This window comes from Pseudarthrobacter sp. NIBRBAC000502770 (assembly GCF_006517815.1).
GTDB lineage: Bacteria > Actinomycetota > Actinomycetes > Actinomycetales > Micrococcaceae > Arthrobacter > Arthrobacter niigatensis.
The window spans coordinates 1,915,585-1,930,157 of record NZ_CP041198.1 but is presented as its reverse complement, the minus strand read 5'-3'; the positions used below and the strand labels follow the sequence as shown (position 1 = coordinate 1,930,157).

General features: G+C 66.3%; 15 protein-coding genes and 1 tRNA gene. 10 read left to right on the top strand and 6 right to left on the bottom strand.

The genetic code is table 11. The features are described 5' to 3' along the window. Window positions 1-3: 3 nt before the first annotated feature. From NIBR502770_RS09275 to NIBR502770_RS09260, 4 genes are all read left to right on the top strand, one after another. On the top strand, window positions 4-537 hold the full coding sequence (locus NIBR502770_RS09275; RefSeq protein ID WP_141160188.1) for a TspO/MBR family protein: 534 nt from the start codon (window positions 4-6) through the stop codon (window positions 535-537). 271 nt (window positions 538-808) lie between these two features. Continuing rightward, a complete protein-coding gene (locus NIBR502770_RS09270) occupies window positions 809-2,287 on the top strand; it encodes a glyceraldehyde-3-phosphate dehydrogenase (RefSeq protein ID WP_141181745.1) in 1,479 nt (492 codons plus the stop codon). Between the two features lie 65 nt (window positions 2,288-2,352). After that, window positions 2,353-2,562: a hypothetical protein gene (locus NIBR502770_RS09265; protein WP_141160190.1), complete on the top strand. Its 210-nt coding sequence runs from the start codon at window positions 2,353-2,355 to the stop codon at window positions 2,560-2,562. Window positions 2,563-2,686: 124 nt separating this feature from the next. Next, a complete protein-coding gene (locus NIBR502770_RS09260; protein ID WP_141181744.1) occupies window positions 2,687-3,484 on the top strand; it encodes an HNH endonuclease family protein in 798 nt (265 codons plus the stop codon). A 21-nt stretch (window positions 3,485-3,505) separates the two neighbouring features. Here NIBR502770_RS09260 and def read toward each other — a convergent pair whose 3' ends face one another. The 3 genes from def to orn form a co-directional block, all read right to left on the bottom strand. Then, window positions 3,506-4,078: a peptide deformylase gene (def, locus tag NIBR502770_RS09255; RefSeq protein ID WP_141181743.1), complete on the bottom strand. Its 573-nt coding sequence runs from the start codon at window positions 4,076-4,078 to the stop codon at window positions 3,506-3,508. A 129-nt stretch (window positions 4,079-4,207) separates the two neighbouring features. Then, window positions 4,208-4,280 (bottom strand) — tRNA-His (locus NIBR502770_RS09250). Window positions 4,281-4,409: 129 nt separating this feature from the next. Beyond that, the gene (gene orn, locus NIBR502770_RS09245; RefSeq protein ID WP_141160193.1) at window positions 4,410-5,039 is read right to left on the bottom strand and encodes an oligoribonuclease; all 630 of its coding nucleotides are present in this window, start codon (window positions 5,037-5,039) and stop codon (window positions 4,410-4,412) included. 155 nt (window positions 5,040-5,194) lie between these two features. On the opposite strand from orn, the gene mptB reads away from it, so the two are divergent. After that, window positions 5,195-6,751: a polyprenol phosphomannose-dependent alpha 1,6 mannosyltransferase MptB gene (mptB, locus tag NIBR502770_RS09240; RefSeq protein WP_210418934.1), complete on the top strand. Its 1,557-nt coding sequence runs from the start codon at window positions 5,195-5,197 to the stop codon at window positions 6,749-6,751. On the opposite strand, the gene NIBR502770_RS09235 is transcribed toward mptB, so the two are convergent. After that, window positions 6,748-7,464: a DNA alkylation repair protein gene (locus NIBR502770_RS09235; protein ID WP_141181742.1), complete on the bottom strand. Its 717-nt coding sequence runs from the start codon at window positions 7,462-7,464 to the stop codon at window positions 6,748-6,750. The genes mptB and NIBR502770_RS09235 overlap by 4 nt on opposite strands. 79 nt (window positions 7,465-7,543) lie before the next feature. On the opposite strand from NIBR502770_RS09235, the gene NIBR502770_RS09230 reads away from it, so the two are divergent. Next, window positions 7,544-8,446, top strand: coding sequence for an aldose 1-epimerase family protein (locus tag NIBR502770_RS09230; RefSeq protein ID WP_141181741.1), 903 nt, complete (start codon window positions 7,544-7,546; stop codon window positions 8,444-8,446). Here the strand turns inward: NIBR502770_RS09230 and NIBR502770_RS09225 are convergent. Together NIBR502770_RS09225 and NIBR502770_RS09220 are read right to left on the bottom strand one after the other, a co-directional pair. After that, window positions 8,443-9,210 carry an alpha/beta hydrolase gene (locus NIBR502770_RS09225; protein WP_141181740.1) on the bottom strand — a complete coding sequence of 256 codons (768 nt, stop codon included), beginning with the start codon at window positions 9,208-9,210 and terminating at the stop codon, window positions 8,443-8,445. The genes NIBR502770_RS09230 and NIBR502770_RS09225 overlap by 4 nt on opposite strands. Further along, window positions 9,210-10,292, bottom strand: a complete 1,083-nt coding sequence (locus NIBR502770_RS09220; RefSeq protein ID WP_141160197.1) for a LacI family DNA-binding transcriptional regulator — start codon at window positions 10,290-10,292, stop codon at window positions 9,210-9,212. Before NIBR502770_RS09220 ends, NIBR502770_RS09225 begins: the two co-directional genes overlap by 1 nt. 167 nt (window positions 10,293-10,459) lie before the next feature. Between NIBR502770_RS09220 and NIBR502770_RS09215 the strand changes: the two genes are divergently transcribed. The 4 genes from NIBR502770_RS09215 to NIBR502770_RS09200 all read left to right on the top strand — a co-directional run bounded on the left by NIBR502770_RS09215 (window position 10,460) and on the right by NIBR502770_RS09200 (window position 14,559). Then, window positions 10,460-11,632, top strand: a complete 1,173-nt coding sequence (locus tag NIBR502770_RS09215; RefSeq protein WP_141181739.1) for a Gfo/Idh/MocA family protein — start codon at window positions 10,460-10,462, stop codon at window positions 11,630-11,632. Next, the gene (locus NIBR502770_RS09210) at window positions 11,629-12,843 is read left to right on the top strand and encodes a dihydrodipicolinate synthase family protein (RefSeq protein ID WP_141181738.1); all 1,215 of its coding nucleotides are present in this window, start codon (window positions 11,629-11,631) and stop codon (window positions 12,841-12,843) included. Before NIBR502770_RS09215 ends, NIBR502770_RS09210 begins: the two co-directional genes overlap by 4 nt. Next, window positions 12,840-13,679 (top strand): sugar phosphate isomerase/epimerase, encoded by an 840-nt coding sequence (locus NIBR502770_RS09205; protein ID WP_141181737.1) that lies wholly within the window; start codon window positions 12,840-12,842, stop codon window positions 13,677-13,679. Before NIBR502770_RS09210 ends, NIBR502770_RS09205 begins: the two co-directional genes overlap by 4 nt. A 517-nt stretch (window positions 13,680-14,196) precedes the next feature. Continuing rightward, window positions 14,197-14,559, top strand: coding sequence for an N-acetyltransferase (locus tag NIBR502770_RS09200; RefSeq protein WP_168223147.1), 363 nt, complete (start codon window positions 14,197-14,199; stop codon window positions 14,557-14,559). Window positions 14,560-14,573 lie beyond the last annotated feature (14 nt).

Below are 14,573 nucleotides of genomic sequence, written 5' to 3'. Positions count from 1 at the left end.
ACCGTGCCCGCAATTCCTGAAACCCGTCCCGCACCCGCAGCGGGCGTTCCCGGCATCCGTTCACAAGGCCTGGCGCTCGCCGGATTCCTGGCCCTTTCGGCGCTGGCCTGGCTGCTCTCCTCGGTCCCGATCATCCTCAACTCCGGCGGCTGGTACGCAGGCTCCGTGAAAGCGCCGTGGATGCCGCCGTCGTGGATGTTCCGAGGCACGTGGATGCTGCTGTATGCGGGCGTGGCCACCGCGGCGTGGCTGGTCTGGCGCAAAGGCCGCCTTGCCGGCGGCACCCGCTCCTGGTACGTAGCCCAGTTGCTTCTCAACGCCGCCTGGCCCGTGACCTTCTTCGCCCTGTACCCAGCGCTAGGAGCCGTGGCCCTGTGGGCGGCCTTTGCAGTCATCTGTGCCCTGGCCGCAACCCTCGCGTTCCTGATCCTGAGGTTCGGCCCGGTGGACGCCACCGCCGGCTGCCTGGTGCTGCCGTACTTCTCGTGGCTGGTTTACTGCGCCAGCCTGAACCTGTACTCAGCCATCCACAACTGAGGCGCCCGTCACGGTATCCTTCCGGCGCCGTCCCGCCATGTGAGTGATTTCACGCAGCGCGGGCGTGTTCCCTGGACCGCGCCAAATTAGAATGGATCCCGGACGCAGGAGTTCTACCGCCGAAAATTGCGTCCGCAACCGGCGGTTTTTCTTTGCACGCGATCCAGGTGCCTGGGGGCCATCCCTGCAGGTGCCGGTGCCCCTGGACATCATCAGGTGGCCTACATCCGTGTACGAAGACGTACACGGCTGAACCGAGGAAGGTATTTCTGTGAGCCAGACGTCTGATTCTTGTCTTGATACGTGGATGGGCCGGGAGGCCCTCGCCGAGGCCATGATCCCCGTGATCGGCAGGCTGTACCGCGAAAACAACGTGGTGACCAGCATCCACGGCCGGAGCCTGATCAACAAGTCCACCATGAACATCCTCAAGGCGCACCGCTTTGCGCGCCGGATGAGCAAGGACGAACTGCTCCTGGAGGACACGGCGCCCCTGCTGAACACGCTGGCCGGACTCGAGCTCGGTGCCGCCGCGATCGACATCGCCCGGCTGAACCAAAAATTCAAGGAAGAGGGCAACGGCGCCACCCTTGAGGAATTCCTCCGCGCAGAACTCGCCGAGATCGTGGGCAAGCGGGGCGGCGATGACCGCACCAGCACCGACGTCGTCCTCTACGGCTTTGGCCGGATCGGCCGTCTCCTTGCACGCCTCCTCATCGAAAAGGCAGGCGGTGGCCACGGCCTGCGCCTGCGCGCCATCGTGGTGCGGCGCGGCTCCGACAACGACCTCTCCAAGCGCGCCAGCCTGCTGCGCCGCGACTCCGTCCACGGCTCCTTCGAAGGCACCATCCGCGTGGACGAAGCCGCCAACACCATCACGGCCAACGGCGTCCAGATCCAGGTCATCTACTCGAACGACCCCGCCACGATCGACTACACCGCCTACGGGATCAGCAACGCCCTGGTAGTCGACAACACCGGCCGCTGGCGCGACGCCGAGGGCCTGTCCCAGCACCTGCAAAGCAAGGGCGTGGCCCGCGTCCTGCTGACCGCACCGGGCAAGGGTGAACTGAAGAACATCGTCCACGGCATCAACCACAGCGACATCACGGACTCGGACAAGATCGTATCCGCGGCATCCTGCACCACCAATGCCATCACCCCGGTCCTGAAGGCCATCAACGACAAGTTCGGCGTGGTGCACGGCCACGTCGAAACCGTCCACTCCTTCACCAACGACCAGAACCTGATCGACAACTTCCACAAGGGCGACCGCCGCGGCCGTTCGGCAGCGCTGAACATGGTGATCACCGAAACCGGTGCCGCCAAGGCCGTGGCCAAGGCCCTGCCCGAACTCCTGGGCAAGCTCACCGGCAGCTCCATCCGCGTCCCCACCCCGGACGTTTCGCTGGCCATCCTGAACCTCACCCTTGAGAACGGCACCACCAAGGACGAGGTCAACAACTACCTCCGCGAAATGTCGCTGCACTCGGACCTGCGCAAGCAGATCGACTACATCGATTCACCCGAGGTCGTCTCCACCGACTTCGTGGGCTCCCGCCGTGCCGGCATCGTGGACGGCCTGGCCACGGTGTCCACGGACAAGAACCTGGTCCTCTATGTCTGGTACGACAACGAGTTCGGCTACAGCTGCCAGGTGGTCCGCGTCATGGAAGAGATGGCAGGCGTGAACCCGCCGTCCTTCCCCGCCAAGGAAAGCGCTGCCGCCCTGGCAGCCATCGCAGTCTAGTAACGCTCAGGTCTTTCCCGGCTGGTTCACTGGAATCAGCCGGGAAAGCGGACCACACTGGTGGCATGGACAACGAATCGACACTTCAGCACGAAACCACCCTCGAGCACGCACTGGACGTGGCCAAGGCCAACCATAAGGAAGCCTTGCGCCTGCTGGAACGCGCCAGGGACGCCCATAAGACCGGGGACGTCAGCGATGACCGGGTGCGCCAGCTCGAGAGCCTGCTGGCCGTGGCGGAAGAAGACCTTCGGCGCGTCACCAGGGAACAGTAACCCGGGGCAGCCCCGGGCGCTGTGACCCATCACTCTTCCCCAACAGTGTGGATATCAGTGGCCGGGCGCGCCCTTTGTCCTAGGCTCTTGGGGTGCCCGACTTTCCCTTCCCGGCGTCAGCCCCGTGACCATCAGCTGGTCTGCGTACCGCCGCGCGCGGCGCCGTTCGCGGCAGGCCTGGGTGCTCCTCGCCGCCGCCGCCGCAGCCATATTCGTGGCCCTGGTCTGGTTCTTCACCACCGGCCAGTTCGCGGCAGCCGGACCGGCGGCAGATGGCCCCACTGAGGCGCCGGTCTTCGACGCCGCCTGGATGAAACCGGTCCAGGAGCCCAACCCGGTGCCCTCCGGCAGCGCCCTCGCAGCCCTCGACGGCCTGGCCGTGAAAGGCAGGGCGCCCAACACCGGCTACAGCCGTGAGGCCTTCGGACAGGCTTGGCTTGATGTCGATCGGAACGGCTGCGACACGCGGAACGACATCCTTCGCAGGGACCTTGCCGGCGTTGTGTTCTCCGAGGGGTCCTCCTGCAAAGTGACGGCCGGGCACTTCCGGGAACCCTACACGGGCCAGGACGTGGACTTCCGGCGCGGATCCGAGAGCAGCCGCGCCGTCCAGATCGACCATGTGGTGGCCCTGGGTGACGCCTGGCAAAAGGGAGCCCAGCGGCTCACGGCCAAGGAACGCCAGAGCCTGGCCAATGATCCGCTGAACCTCGTCGCAGCGGACGGCGCCGCCAACCAGCAAAAGAGTGCGGGTGACGCCGCTACCTGGCTTCCAAAGAACACGGCAATCCGCTGCCATTACGTGGCCCGGCAGATCTCCGTGAAAGCCGCCTACGGCTTGTGGGTGACGGCGGCAGAGAAAGACGCCATGCGGCGGGTCCTATCCTCCTGCCCCCAGCAGCCCACCATCACCGCAGGCTGACCGGACGCCGCCCGGACACGGTCAGTGGCCAAAGGGGTCAGGGTCCACCCCGGGCATCCAGGTGAGCCCCGGCACGCCCCAGCCGTTCTTCTTGGCCTGCTTCATGGCTTTGCGCGAATACCGGTCCATCAGCCGGTTGACATACAGCTTGCCGTCGAGGTGGTCGTATTCATGCTGGATGACCCTGGCAAACCAGCCCGTGGCCTCGAACCGGACGGGTTCCCCGAATCCGTCGAAGCCTTCCACGCGGGCCCATTCCGCCCGTTTGAGCGGGTACTGTTCGCCCGGGAAGGAAAGGCAGCCCTCTTCCTCCTCGTCGGGGTCGGGAGCAGCGCCGGAGACCTTGGACAGGGTCAGGACGGGATTCACCAGGACGCCGCTTGGGGGAGCGCCGTCGTCGTTTGCGTACTTGTAGACGAAGATCCGCTTGCCGACACCGATCTGCGGGGCGGCGAGGCCCACTCCGTTGGCTGCGTCGTTGGTTTCAAACATGTCGGCAATCAGGGTGCGCAGTTCGTCGTCGAAAACCTCCACCTCGGCGGCGCGGCGGTGCAGCACAGGCTCGCCCCAGATGGTGATAGGCAGAACAGTCATATCAGTTGTCCTTCGGCTTATGGTGTCCCCGGCTGCAATGCATGTACCCGGTGGGGCACGACAAAGGAGGCCGCACCGGATATCCGGTGCGGCCTCCCTTGTTGACGGCTGCATGTGCCGCCCCGTGAGGGTGAGCGACGGGGGTTGAACCCGCGACCTCCTGGACCACAACCAGGCGCTCTGCCAACTGAGCTACGCCCACCATGTGCCTCAAGGGAATTCCACCGTAGCGGCTCCCTGGAAACGCAACTCAAATAGCTTACCTGCTCGGAAGGGGTGCTTTGTCCACTTTCTGCGATTTGGGGCAAAATTTCACCAAACGTGGCGCAGATTACTCTCCGGAGCTGCTTTCGGCAGCGGCATTGGCGATTCCCCTGGCAATCTTCTGGGCGGTGGCGCTGTCAGGTCCCGGGGCGGGGACGAATACGGCTTCGCGGTAGTACCTGAGCTCATCGATGGAATCTTTGATGTCTCCCAAAGCGCGGTGGCCGCCCTTCTTCGCCGGCGACTGGAAGTAGGCCCGGGCGTACCAGCGGCGCGAAAGCTCCTTGATAGTGCTGACGTCGATGACCCGGTAGTGGAGGTGCTCCACTACCGCGGGCATGTCGCGGGACAGGAACACGCGGTCGGTTCCCACCGAGTTCCCGCCCAAGGGTGCTTTGCGCGGGTCCGGGACCCAGGCGGAGATGTACTCCATGACCGCTGCCTCTGCCTCTGCCATCGTCTTGCCGTGCGGCAGTTCCGCCAGCAGCCCGGACCTGGTGTGCATGTCCCGGACGAAGTCGGACATCTGGGCCACGGCAGCATCGTCGGGTTTGATGACGACGTCGACGCCGTCGCCAAGGATGTTGAGCTCCGAGTCCGTGACCAGTGCTGCCACCTCGATCAGGGCGTCGTTCTTGATGTCCAGGCCGGTCATTTCGCAGTCGATCCAGACGATTCGTTCGTTAGATATAGGCACCGGACCAGCCTACCGTTACACCTCCGGGCACCCTGCCGATGCTAGGATTTCGGGTACGCGGCGGGTCGCCCTTCCGCCCTGAATCCTGTTCCGGCGGGCCCGCGCGGCCGCCGGGTGAACCGCGGAAAAACGCATGAAGATTGGACGATCCTGAGATGACGGCGCCTGTGCCCGCAGCGGGGGAGATGGCGGCGGACGGCGTTGCCGGAGCGGGCAGTGCCGAGGTGGACAATCCACGCTCACCCCTGCTTGCCGGCTTCCTGGGCTCCTTGTCCATGATGATCGGCTCGATTGGCGTGGGCTGGCTGGCTCCCGTTTCGGAGCTGCGCCGCATGCCCGTGTTCATCTGGATGCGGACCGAAGCCCCGGGGGTGGCGCTGTCCATTGTCCTGGTGGCCGTGGGGGGCATGCTCCTGGTGCGTGCCTGGCTGCGGCTCGGGCAGAAAGTCCGAGTGTGGGGCGAACAGGCCCGGCGTGCAACCCTGGCCGCGGTGGTGGCGTGGGGACTTCCCATGATGTTCAGCGTGCCGCTGTTCAGCCGTGACGTGTATGCCTACATTGGCCAGGGGAGGCTGATGGTGGAAGGCTTCAACCCGTACGAAAACGGCATCTCCGCCCTGTCCAACTACTTCCAGCTGGGAGCCGACAAGCAGTGGACCGAAGCCCCGGTTCCCTACGGCCAGCTGTTCCTCTGGATCGAGCAGTTCGTCGTCTGGGTGACCAACGTCCAGCCGGAGGCCTGCGTCATGCTCTTCCGGCTGGTGGCATTGGCGGGCGTGCTGCTCTGCGTCAGCTATGTTCCCCGGCTCGCTGAACTGCACGGCGTGAATCCGCACCGGGCCCTCTGGCTGACGGTGGCCAATCCGCTTTTCCTGACCAACTTCATTGCCAGCGTCCACAACGACTCCCTGATGATCGGGCTGGCCCTGGCGGGCCTGTACTACTCCGCGACCCGGCGCCAGGTCCGCGGCATCGTCCTGGTGACCCTGTCCATCGCGGTGAAGCCCATCACCATTGTCTTCCTGCCGTTCGTTGGACTCCTCTGGGCGGGAAGGAATGCGGGATGGCTGCGGAAAGTGGCATTTTGGGCGCTGACGGCGGGCCTGAGCCTGGCGCTGCTGGCAGCAATGAGCATGGTCAACGGGTTCGGCTTCGGCTGGATCAACGGGCTTTCCGCGCCGGGCAGCATCTCCATCTGGTACGCCCCGGTGGGCCTGATCGGCATGGTGGTTGGGTCGCTGGCCGGCGCCTTCGGTTTTGACGGGTCCGTGCCCGCAGGCTGGGTGTTCGACGCCGGCAAGCTTCTTGCCGTGGCCATCCTTGCCTGGCAGATCCTCAGGGGCGACCATGACCGCCTGATGCGCCGCCTCACGCTCGGCCTGGCTGCCGTGGTGCTGCTGGCCCCCATCATCCAGGCCTGGTACGTGGTGTGGCTGATTCCGCTGTTCGCCGTGACGGGTATTCGTAACGACTGGCAGGTCAAGGCCCTCTACTTCGTGGTGTCGTTCTTCATGATCTACGCCATCTCGGACCAGCTGGATGTTTTCCCGTACCTCCAGACCCAGGACTTGGGCTTCGCCCTCCTGCTGGCCAGGATTGCGGCGGCCCTGACCGCCCTGCTCTTTGGGCTTTACCTGATCTTCTGGGACCGTGGCACCCGCAGGCTGTTCCGGAAGTCGCACGAGCCCGTCGTCGAACGTCCTGTGATCTAGCGGCCGCTACCGTCCGGGGCCGCGGAGCTGATCCTGCGCAGGGCCTCCCGGCGTGACAGCGGGCTCATGGCATCCCGGTGCCGGGCCGCAAACGCCTCAACCCAGTCCGGCGCCCTCTTGGCGTACTCGCGCAGTGCCCAACCGATGGCTTTCCGGATAAAGAACTCCGGATCCGCCAGGTTCGGCTCAATGACGGCGGCGAGCAGCTCCGTGTCCGTGGCTGTTCCCGCGCGAAGCTGCGACGTGATGGCAGCCCTCCGGATCCAGAGGTCCGGGTCCCGGCTCCACTGCCGAAGGAGGGTGGCCATTTCTTCAGGGTGCGCCAGCAGCAGGGAGCAGATCCGGCCGGACACGCCATCGGCAAAATCCCACCACGCCCCTGTCCGGATAATCTCCTCGTAGACAGGAAGCATGTCCAGGTAGGTGGTCACCAGCCGGTGTGCTGTCAGGTCGATGGCCGCGTACTTTTCCTCGCGGAACATAGCGGTGCGCCACAGGTCGAGCACCGTGGCGCGGAGCTGGGCCGCGGATGCCGGGGGATACGTCCGCGCAGCGTCCGCCGTGATCCGCCGCACGTCGGGAACCCGGACGCCGAGCGATGGGAGCAGGGACTTCATGTAGGCCTGGGCTCCCGCGGCCCGCACCGGATCGGCCATTGCCCGGAGGGCGGCCCTGACGGAGGCGATGAGGTCCTGGTCGGGGGCGGAGTCCATGGGGCAACTTTAACCGGTGGAAAGTGCGTGCGGTGCGGTAGGCTGGTGAGCGCTAACACCCCGCGACGAAGAGGGAACCATGCCCGGAACCGAAGTCCACCTCGCCCACGGACCCTACTCCGCCGTCGTCACCCTTCGGGGCGGGGCGCTCCGCGCACTGCGCCACGGGGACAGGGACCTGGTGGTGGGATTTGGGCCGGACGGTCCCGTGCCCGACTACCGGGGCGTCATCTGCGCGCCCTGGCCCAACCGGCTGGCGGACGGCAGCTACTCCTACGCGGGCATTGGCTATACCGCCGCCGTTAACGAGCCGGAGCGTGGCTCGGCTTTGCACGGCCTGGCCATCCACAGGCCTTGGGAAGTACTGGAAACAGCCGCGGGCCGGGCGGTCCTGGGATGCCGCATTCCTGCCGGCCCCGATTACCCCACAGACCTGGAACTGGCCGTCAGCTACTCCCTCTCCGAAGACGGGCTCCGCGGCGAGGTGCGGGCGGTCAACGCCGGCACCTCGCCCGCGCCGTACGGGGTATGCCCCCACCCCTATCTGGTGGCCGGCCCGTCCCCGCTGGATGACTGGTCGCTGGAACTTCCGGCCGGCTCCTACCTGGAGGTAACCCCTGACCGGCTGCTGCCCGTGGGCATGCGGCCGGTGGCGGGGGCCGCCTTCGACTTCCGGTCAGCGCGGCGGCTGGGACCGGTGAAGATCGACCATGCGTTTACGGACATCGCTTGGGACGGAGAGGGCCTTGCCCGGGTACGGGTGCTGGACCCGTCCGGTACGGGTGTGGAACTCGAGTGGGGCACCGAGTGGCCCTGGGTGCAGGTGCACACCGGCGACAAGCCCGTCGGCCCGGACCGGCTGGGCCTGGCCGTTGAACCCATGACCTGCCCGCCGGATGCCCTGCGTTCAGGGACGGACCTGGTGCATCTGCAGCCTGGCCAGGCACATTCGGCAAGCTGGACCATTCGGGCAGTGGACTAACTGCGGCCGGTCGCAGGGGCTGCGGCGGGGGTATCCGTCCACCCGGCTCGCTGCAGCCAGGCCGCGCACAGCCCGGTCCACTGCCCGGGTCCTGGTTGGTCTGCGGCAAGCCCCAGCCCGTGCCGCCCCTCCGGGAAGACATGCAGCTCCGCCGGAACGCCGGCGGCAAAGAGCGCCCTGGCGTAGTTCAGGCTGTTGCTCACCGGGACGGCATCGTCGCCGGCGGTATGCCAGAGGAATGCCGGCGGTGCCAGGGGCGTGACGTTCAGCTCCGGCGAGAGTGCCCTGAGGAGGGCCGACGGCGGTGCGTCGCCAAGGAGGTTCGCCACCGATCCCTGGTGGGCTTCGTGGGTCAGTGATGCTACGGGGTAGCAAAGAACCGAAAGGTCGGGGACGGCTGCGCGCACGTCCAGTTCCGGATTCCCGGTGGCAGCTGCCGTGCTCAGGGTGGCTGCCAGGTGGCCGCCGGCGGAGAAGCCCAGGACGCCGACACGCCCCGGGTCGACGGCCAACCCATGTTGTCCACCCCTGATGTGGAGCATGGCTTCCTTTGCGTCCTCCAGGGGAGCCGGGTGCCGGTCAGGGGCAACCCTGTAGCGGAGCACAAAGGCGTGGATGCCCAGCGCTGCCAGCCATTCCGCCACGGGCTCCGCTTCGTGATCGGCCTGCCCGGCATAACCTCCTCCGGGCAGGACCAGGATGGCGGGGCGGGAGCCGGCACCCTCCGGGCGGGCCGGAACTGCCGTCAGTGCCGGCAACGCCATCAGGCGGCAGCTTCGGTGCTGCGCCGCAGCGTGACCTCGCCTGTGATGCCACCGGGGGAGGCGGCTTCCGCAGCGTCGCCGGCGGACCTCGGTCCGGTGGCAAGCGTGGCGAGCCGGCCGATGTCCTCCAGCGGCAGGCGGACCGTGGACAGGGCGGGCCGGAAGTCCCGGAGGGTTTCAATGTCGTCGAAACCGGCGATTGCGGCGTCGCGGGGGATGCGGAGCCCTTCGGACCGCAGGGCCGCTGCGGCGCCGATGGCCATGACGTCGTTGACGGCGAAAATACAGAGTTTTGCGGTGGCGTGCGCGTCGCCGGATTGGGCTGCCTTGATCCGTGCCGCCAGTTCCAGGCCCGCGTCATATCCGCCGGACCGATTGAACGCGCTGCGGAGCACTTCGGCCGGACGGCGTCCGGCCTTGTCCAGTCCCTCCTGGAAGCCGCGGACCCGGTCATCGGAGGTCAGGAGGCCTTCCGGGCCGCCAACGATGACGAAGTCCCCGTCCCAGCTGCGCGCAAGCTCCGCGGCGAGGCGGCCAGCGAGCTCCTGGTTGGGGACTTTCACCACGTGGTATCCCTCCGGAGCCGTTGCGCCGACCACGGGGTGGCCCACCACTGCCACCTGTCCGCCGTTGCGGCAGTACCGGTCGAGTTCGGCTGCCAGCTCTGCGTTGCCTTCCTTGTCTTCATCCCGGCACGAGCGGGAACCTGCGATGACAATCGAGTCCGCCCGGCGGGCGGCAAAGGCTGCCACTGCTTCCCTTTCTTCCGCGGGCCCGCCGCCGGTAGTGGCCAGCAGCACCATCCGGTGCTGTTCCCGCGCGGCTGCCTGCACGCCCCGGGCCACGGCCGCGAAGTAGGGGTCCGCGATGTCGTGGACAATAAGGCCGATGAGGCCGGAGCTGGACTTCGCCAGCCCCTGGGCCTGGGCGTTGGGCACGTAACCCAGCGACTCCGCCGCCTGCCTGACCCGTTCGGCGATGTCCTCGCCCGGCTTCCGGGCGGAACCGTTAAGCACGCGGGAGGCCGTAGCGGGGGAAACGCCGGCAAGGCGGGCCACCTCGGTAAGGGTACTTGCAGCCACAGCATCTCCTGGTCTCGGTACGGGCTCGAAGGCTAAGCACATTATGGCAGTTCAAACTTCTTCCGGAAAGCGCTTGCCAAGAGAAAGGGCGCGATGCATCATGGATGCAGTGGGAATGCGCTTTCCCAGTTGGCTTGAGTACATTGCTCACTCACCGTGGAGGACACATGGGCTTCGAAACAAAGACGATCCGCATCGCCATGAACGGCATCACCGGCCGGATGGGCTACCGCCAGCACCTGCTGCGCTCCATCCTGCCCATCCGCGACGCCGGCGGATTCACCCTCGAGGACGGCACCCGCGTCCAGGTTGAACCCATCCTCGTGGGGCGCAATGAGGCGAAAATCCGGGAATTGGCAGAGCAGCACAAGGTTTCGGAATGGACCACCGACCTGGACGCCGTGATCAACGACCCCACTGTCGACGTCGTGTTCGATGCCTCGATGACCAGCCTCCGCGCGGCCACCCTGAAGAAGTCCATGCTGGCCGGGAAGCACATCTTCACCGAGAAGCCCACGGCCGAAACCCTTGAAGAGGCCATCGAGCTTGCCCGGATCGGCAAGCAGGCAGGGGTGACGGCCGGTGTTGTCCACGACAAGCTGTACCTCCCCGGGCTGGTCAAGCTCCGCCGGCTGGTGGATGAAGGCTTCTTCGGCCGGATCCTGTCCATCCGCGGAGAGTTCGGCTACTGGGTCTTCGAAGGCGACATCCAGGCCGCCCAGCGCCCGTCCTGGAACTACCGCAAGGAAGACGGCGGCGGAATGACCACCGACATGTTCTGCCACTGGAACTACGTGCTCGAAGGCATCATCGGCAAGGTCAAGAGCGTCAATGCCAAGACCGCCACCCACATTCCGGCACGCTGGGACGAAGCCGGCAAGGAGTACAAGGCCACGGCCGACGACGCCTCCTACGGCATCTTCGAGCTCGTCACCCCGGCCGGCGACGAGGTCGTCGGCCAGATCAACTCCTCCTGGGCTGTCCGGGTATACCGCGACGAACTGGTGGAATTCCAGGTGGACGGCACCCACGGCTCGGCCGTCGCCGGCCTGAACAAGTGCGTCGCCCAGCAGCGGGCGCACACGCCCAAGCCCGTCTGGAACCCGGACCTGCCCGTCACCGAATCCTTCCGCGACCAGTGGCAGGAGGTTCCGGCCAATGCCGAGCTGGACAACGGCTTCAAGCTGCAGTGGGAGGAATTCCTCCGCGACGTCGTGGCCGGCCGCGAACACCGCTTTGGCCTGCTCTCCGCCGCCCGCGGCGTGCAGCTCGCGGAACTGGGCCTGCAGTCCAACGACGAACGCCGCACCATCGACATCCCGGAGATCACCGTCCAATGACTTCCCTCATCCTTCCCTCCTCCGACGGGGGCACCAGGGAGTACCGCCTGCAGGGTGGCACCACCTGGGCCCGCCCCACCGCGCCACTGACAGCCCGGCGGGCATATGCCGCGGCCCACGTCATTCCCGAAGTACTCGCGGACAACACCCCCGGGGCCCCTGCACGCCTCGACTGGGACGCCACCATGGCGTACCGCCACGAGCTCTGGTCCTATGGCCTGGGCGTGGCCGATGCGATGGACACCGCCCAGCGCGGCATGGGCCTTGACTGGGCCGCCACCCAGCAGCTCATCAAGCGCACCGGTGTCGAAGCAGCCTCGGTGGTCGCCGCCACCAATCCCGCGACTGCCGGCAAGTCCGTTCGCGACCTCGTCTCCTGCGGCGCCGGCACCGACCAGCTGGAGACTGATTCGCTTCCCGCAGGTGAGGCCGGCATTAAGGCCGTCCTTGAGGCCTACCGCGAGCAGATCGCCGTCGTCACCGAGGCCGGGCCCAAGGTCATCCTCATGGCCTCCCGCGCCCTGGCAAAGGTGGCACGCGGCCCCGAAGACTACCTGACGGTGTACTCCACCCTCCTGCGGGAAGTGGACCAGCCGGTCATCCTGCACTGGCTGGGCACCATGTTCGATCCCGCCCTCGCCGGCTACTGGGGGTCGGACGACGTCGCCACGGCCACCGAAACGTTCCTCGGCCTCATCAAGGACAACGCCGCCAAGGTGGACGGTGTCAAGGTCTCGCTGCTCGATGCCGGCCACGAGGTGGCCCTGCGGGCGGCCCTGCCCGACGGCGTCCGGCTCTACACCGGCGACGACTTCAACTACCCGGAACTCATCGACGGCGATGGCAGCCACCACTCCGACGCCCTGCTGGGAATCTTCGCGGCAATCTACCCCGCCGCTTCGGCTGCCCTGCAGAACTACGACGCCGGCAACGCCGCCAAGGCCCGCGAAATCCTCGACTCCACCCGGGAACTGGGCAAGCACATCTTCAGTGCCCCTACCTTCTACTACAAGACAGGAATCGCCTTCCTGTCCTGGCTCAACGGCAAGCAGCCCGGTTTCCAGATGGTGGGCGGCCTGCATTCGGGCCGCTCGGTCTGCCACCTGGCCAGAACCTTTGAGCTCGCGGACCAGGCCGGACTGCTTAAAGACCCCGCGCTGGCGGCCTTCCGGATGTCCGACTACCTGCGCATCAACGGGGTGGGGGTATGAGCGACGTCGCGCGCCTGTCCATCAACAGCGCCACCACCAAGAAGTGGACGCTCGCCCAGGTCGTGGAGGGGTGCGTCAACGCAGGCATTCCCTCGATCGGCCCGTGGCGGGACCGCGTGGAGGAATCCGGCCTGGATAAGGCGGCCCGCCTGATCAAGGACGCCGGCCTGCGCGTGTCCTCACTGTGCCGCGGCGGGTTCCTCACCGCGGCAGACGCCGAAGGCCAGGCGGCCGCGCTCGCGGACAACCGCGCAGCGATCCTTGAAGCCGTGGCCCTGGACACCCGGGAACTGTTCCTGGTGGTCGGCGGGCTTGCACCGGGGGAGAAGGACGTCGTGGCCGCCCGGCAGCGCGTTGCCGACAGGCTCGCCGACCTGGTTCCCTTCGCCGCCGAACATGGCGTCCGCCTGGTCCTGGAGCCGCTGCACCCGATGTATGCGGCCGACCGTGCCCTGATCTCCACGCTGGGGCAGGCGCTGGACCTTGCAGCGCCGTTCGATGCCGCAACGGTGGGCGTCGCCGTGGACACCTTCCATGTCTGGTGGGATCCGGACCTGAAGGCGCAGATCGGGCGCGCAGGCCGGGAGAAGCGCATCGCCTCCTACCAGGTGTGCGACTTCAACATGCCGATCGCCGCGGACCCGCTGCTGTCCCGCGGGTACATGGGCGACGGCGTGGTGGACTTCGCCACGATCGGTACCTGGGTACGGGACGCCGGCTACACCGGGGACATCGAGGTGGAGATTTTCAACCAGGAGATTTGGGATACGGACGGCAATGCCGTCCTGGCCACGGTCAAGGAGCGGTACGCGGAGCTTGTCCTCCCGTTCGCCTGACCCGGCATAATTCCGCGCCAGCGCAGAGGAGGCCCGGACCGCGGACTGAACTGGTCCCCGAAAGTTGGACTCGTTAATGTGCGGGTTCCACTTTAGCGGCCAGAGATCGGCCCTTCACAGAAGTCCTCTTCCCATTGGGACGGGGGACTTCTGTCGTTGCTGGTGCAGAGCCGTCGACTGACAGAGCTACTTGGTGAATTTCTTCCCGAGGATTCTGCCCGTTCCAGTGTCAATGGATACGCGATTGAGACGGCAGCTGGCGAGACACGGCCATCTATTCCGTTCTGCGCGAGGAATGGCCATACGTGCGCAGGGGCTATTGATCAGGCGTTTGGTGACGTAGCTCGAGGAGCCCGAACGGTGAGGAGAAGCCGCAGAAGGTTCGTGACACGATCGTCGTATGACTTCATCACCACTGCCAGTTGTACGCGAGGAGCGAGGAAACGCAGCCGCGAGAGATGCTGCAGGGATCTGGGCTCGTGCTACTGCCCGTCGCGACCGACTCCCTGCGGTCCCGATGCTCGAGGACAAGCTGCCCGGTATTGAATCAGCTCTTGCCTGCGATGGGGCGCTGCTTTTGATCGCTCGCGTCGAGGGAGAAGCAAGGGCCTTTGCGCTAGTCATTCCCCGCGTCGATGTTCTGGAAGTGCTCTACTTGGCGGTTGATCCGACGGCCTGGGGCACTGGCCTCGCCCGCGAGGTCCTCGACCACCTCCGCCATCACTCAGCAAAGGAAAAGACTCCGATGGAACTTTGGGTTATCGCGGACAACAGCAGAGCGATCGCTTCCTACGAAAGTGCTGGATGGACCCGAACGACCGAAGTTAAGGTTCGTAACTCGTCAGGCCGACCGGAACGCCGCTACATCTTGACTCATTGAAGGTTGGCTAGGAG

Bases quoted from the DNA above. Each gene is read 5' to 3' on its own strand.
- def (WP_141181743.1), bottom strand. From the start codon at position 4,078: ATGACTGTTCTGCCTATCACCATCTGGGGCGAGCCTGTGCTGCACCGC.
- NIBR502770_RS09210 (WP_141181738.1), top strand. From the start codon at position 11,629: ATGACTTCCCTCATCCTTCCCTCCTCCGACGGGGGCACCAGGGAGTAC.
- NIBR502770_RS09205 (WP_141181737.1), top strand. From the start codon at position 12,840: ATGAGCGACGTCGCGCGCCTGTCCATCAACAGCGCCACCACCAAGAAG.
- NIBR502770_RS09265 (WP_141160190.1), top strand. From the start codon at position 2,353: ATGGACAACGAATCGACACTTCAGCACGAAACCACCCTCGAGCACGCA.
- NIBR502770_RS09200 (WP_168223147.1), top strand. From the start codon at position 14,197: ATGCTCGAGGACAAGCTGCCCGGTATTGAATCAGCTCTTGCCTGCGAT.
- NIBR502770_RS09230 (WP_141181741.1), top strand. From the start codon at position 7,544: ATGCCCGGAACCGAAGTCCACCTCGCCCACGGACCCTACTCCGCCGTC.
- NIBR502770_RS09215 (WP_141181739.1), top strand. From the start codon at position 10,460: ATGGGCTTCGAAACAAAGACGATCCGCATCGCCATGAACGGCATCACC.
- NIBR502770_RS09225 (WP_141181740.1), bottom strand. From the start codon at position 9,210: ATGGCGTTGCCGGCACTGACGGCAGTTCCGGCCCGCCCGGAGGGTGCC.
- mptB (WP_210418934.1), top strand. From the start codon at position 5,195: ATGACGGCGCCTGTGCCCGCAGCGGGGGAGATGGCGGCGGACGGCGTT.
- NIBR502770_RS09235 (WP_141181742.1), bottom strand. From the start codon at position 7,464: ATGGACTCCGCCCCCGACCAGGACCTCATCGCCTCCGTCAGGGCCGCC.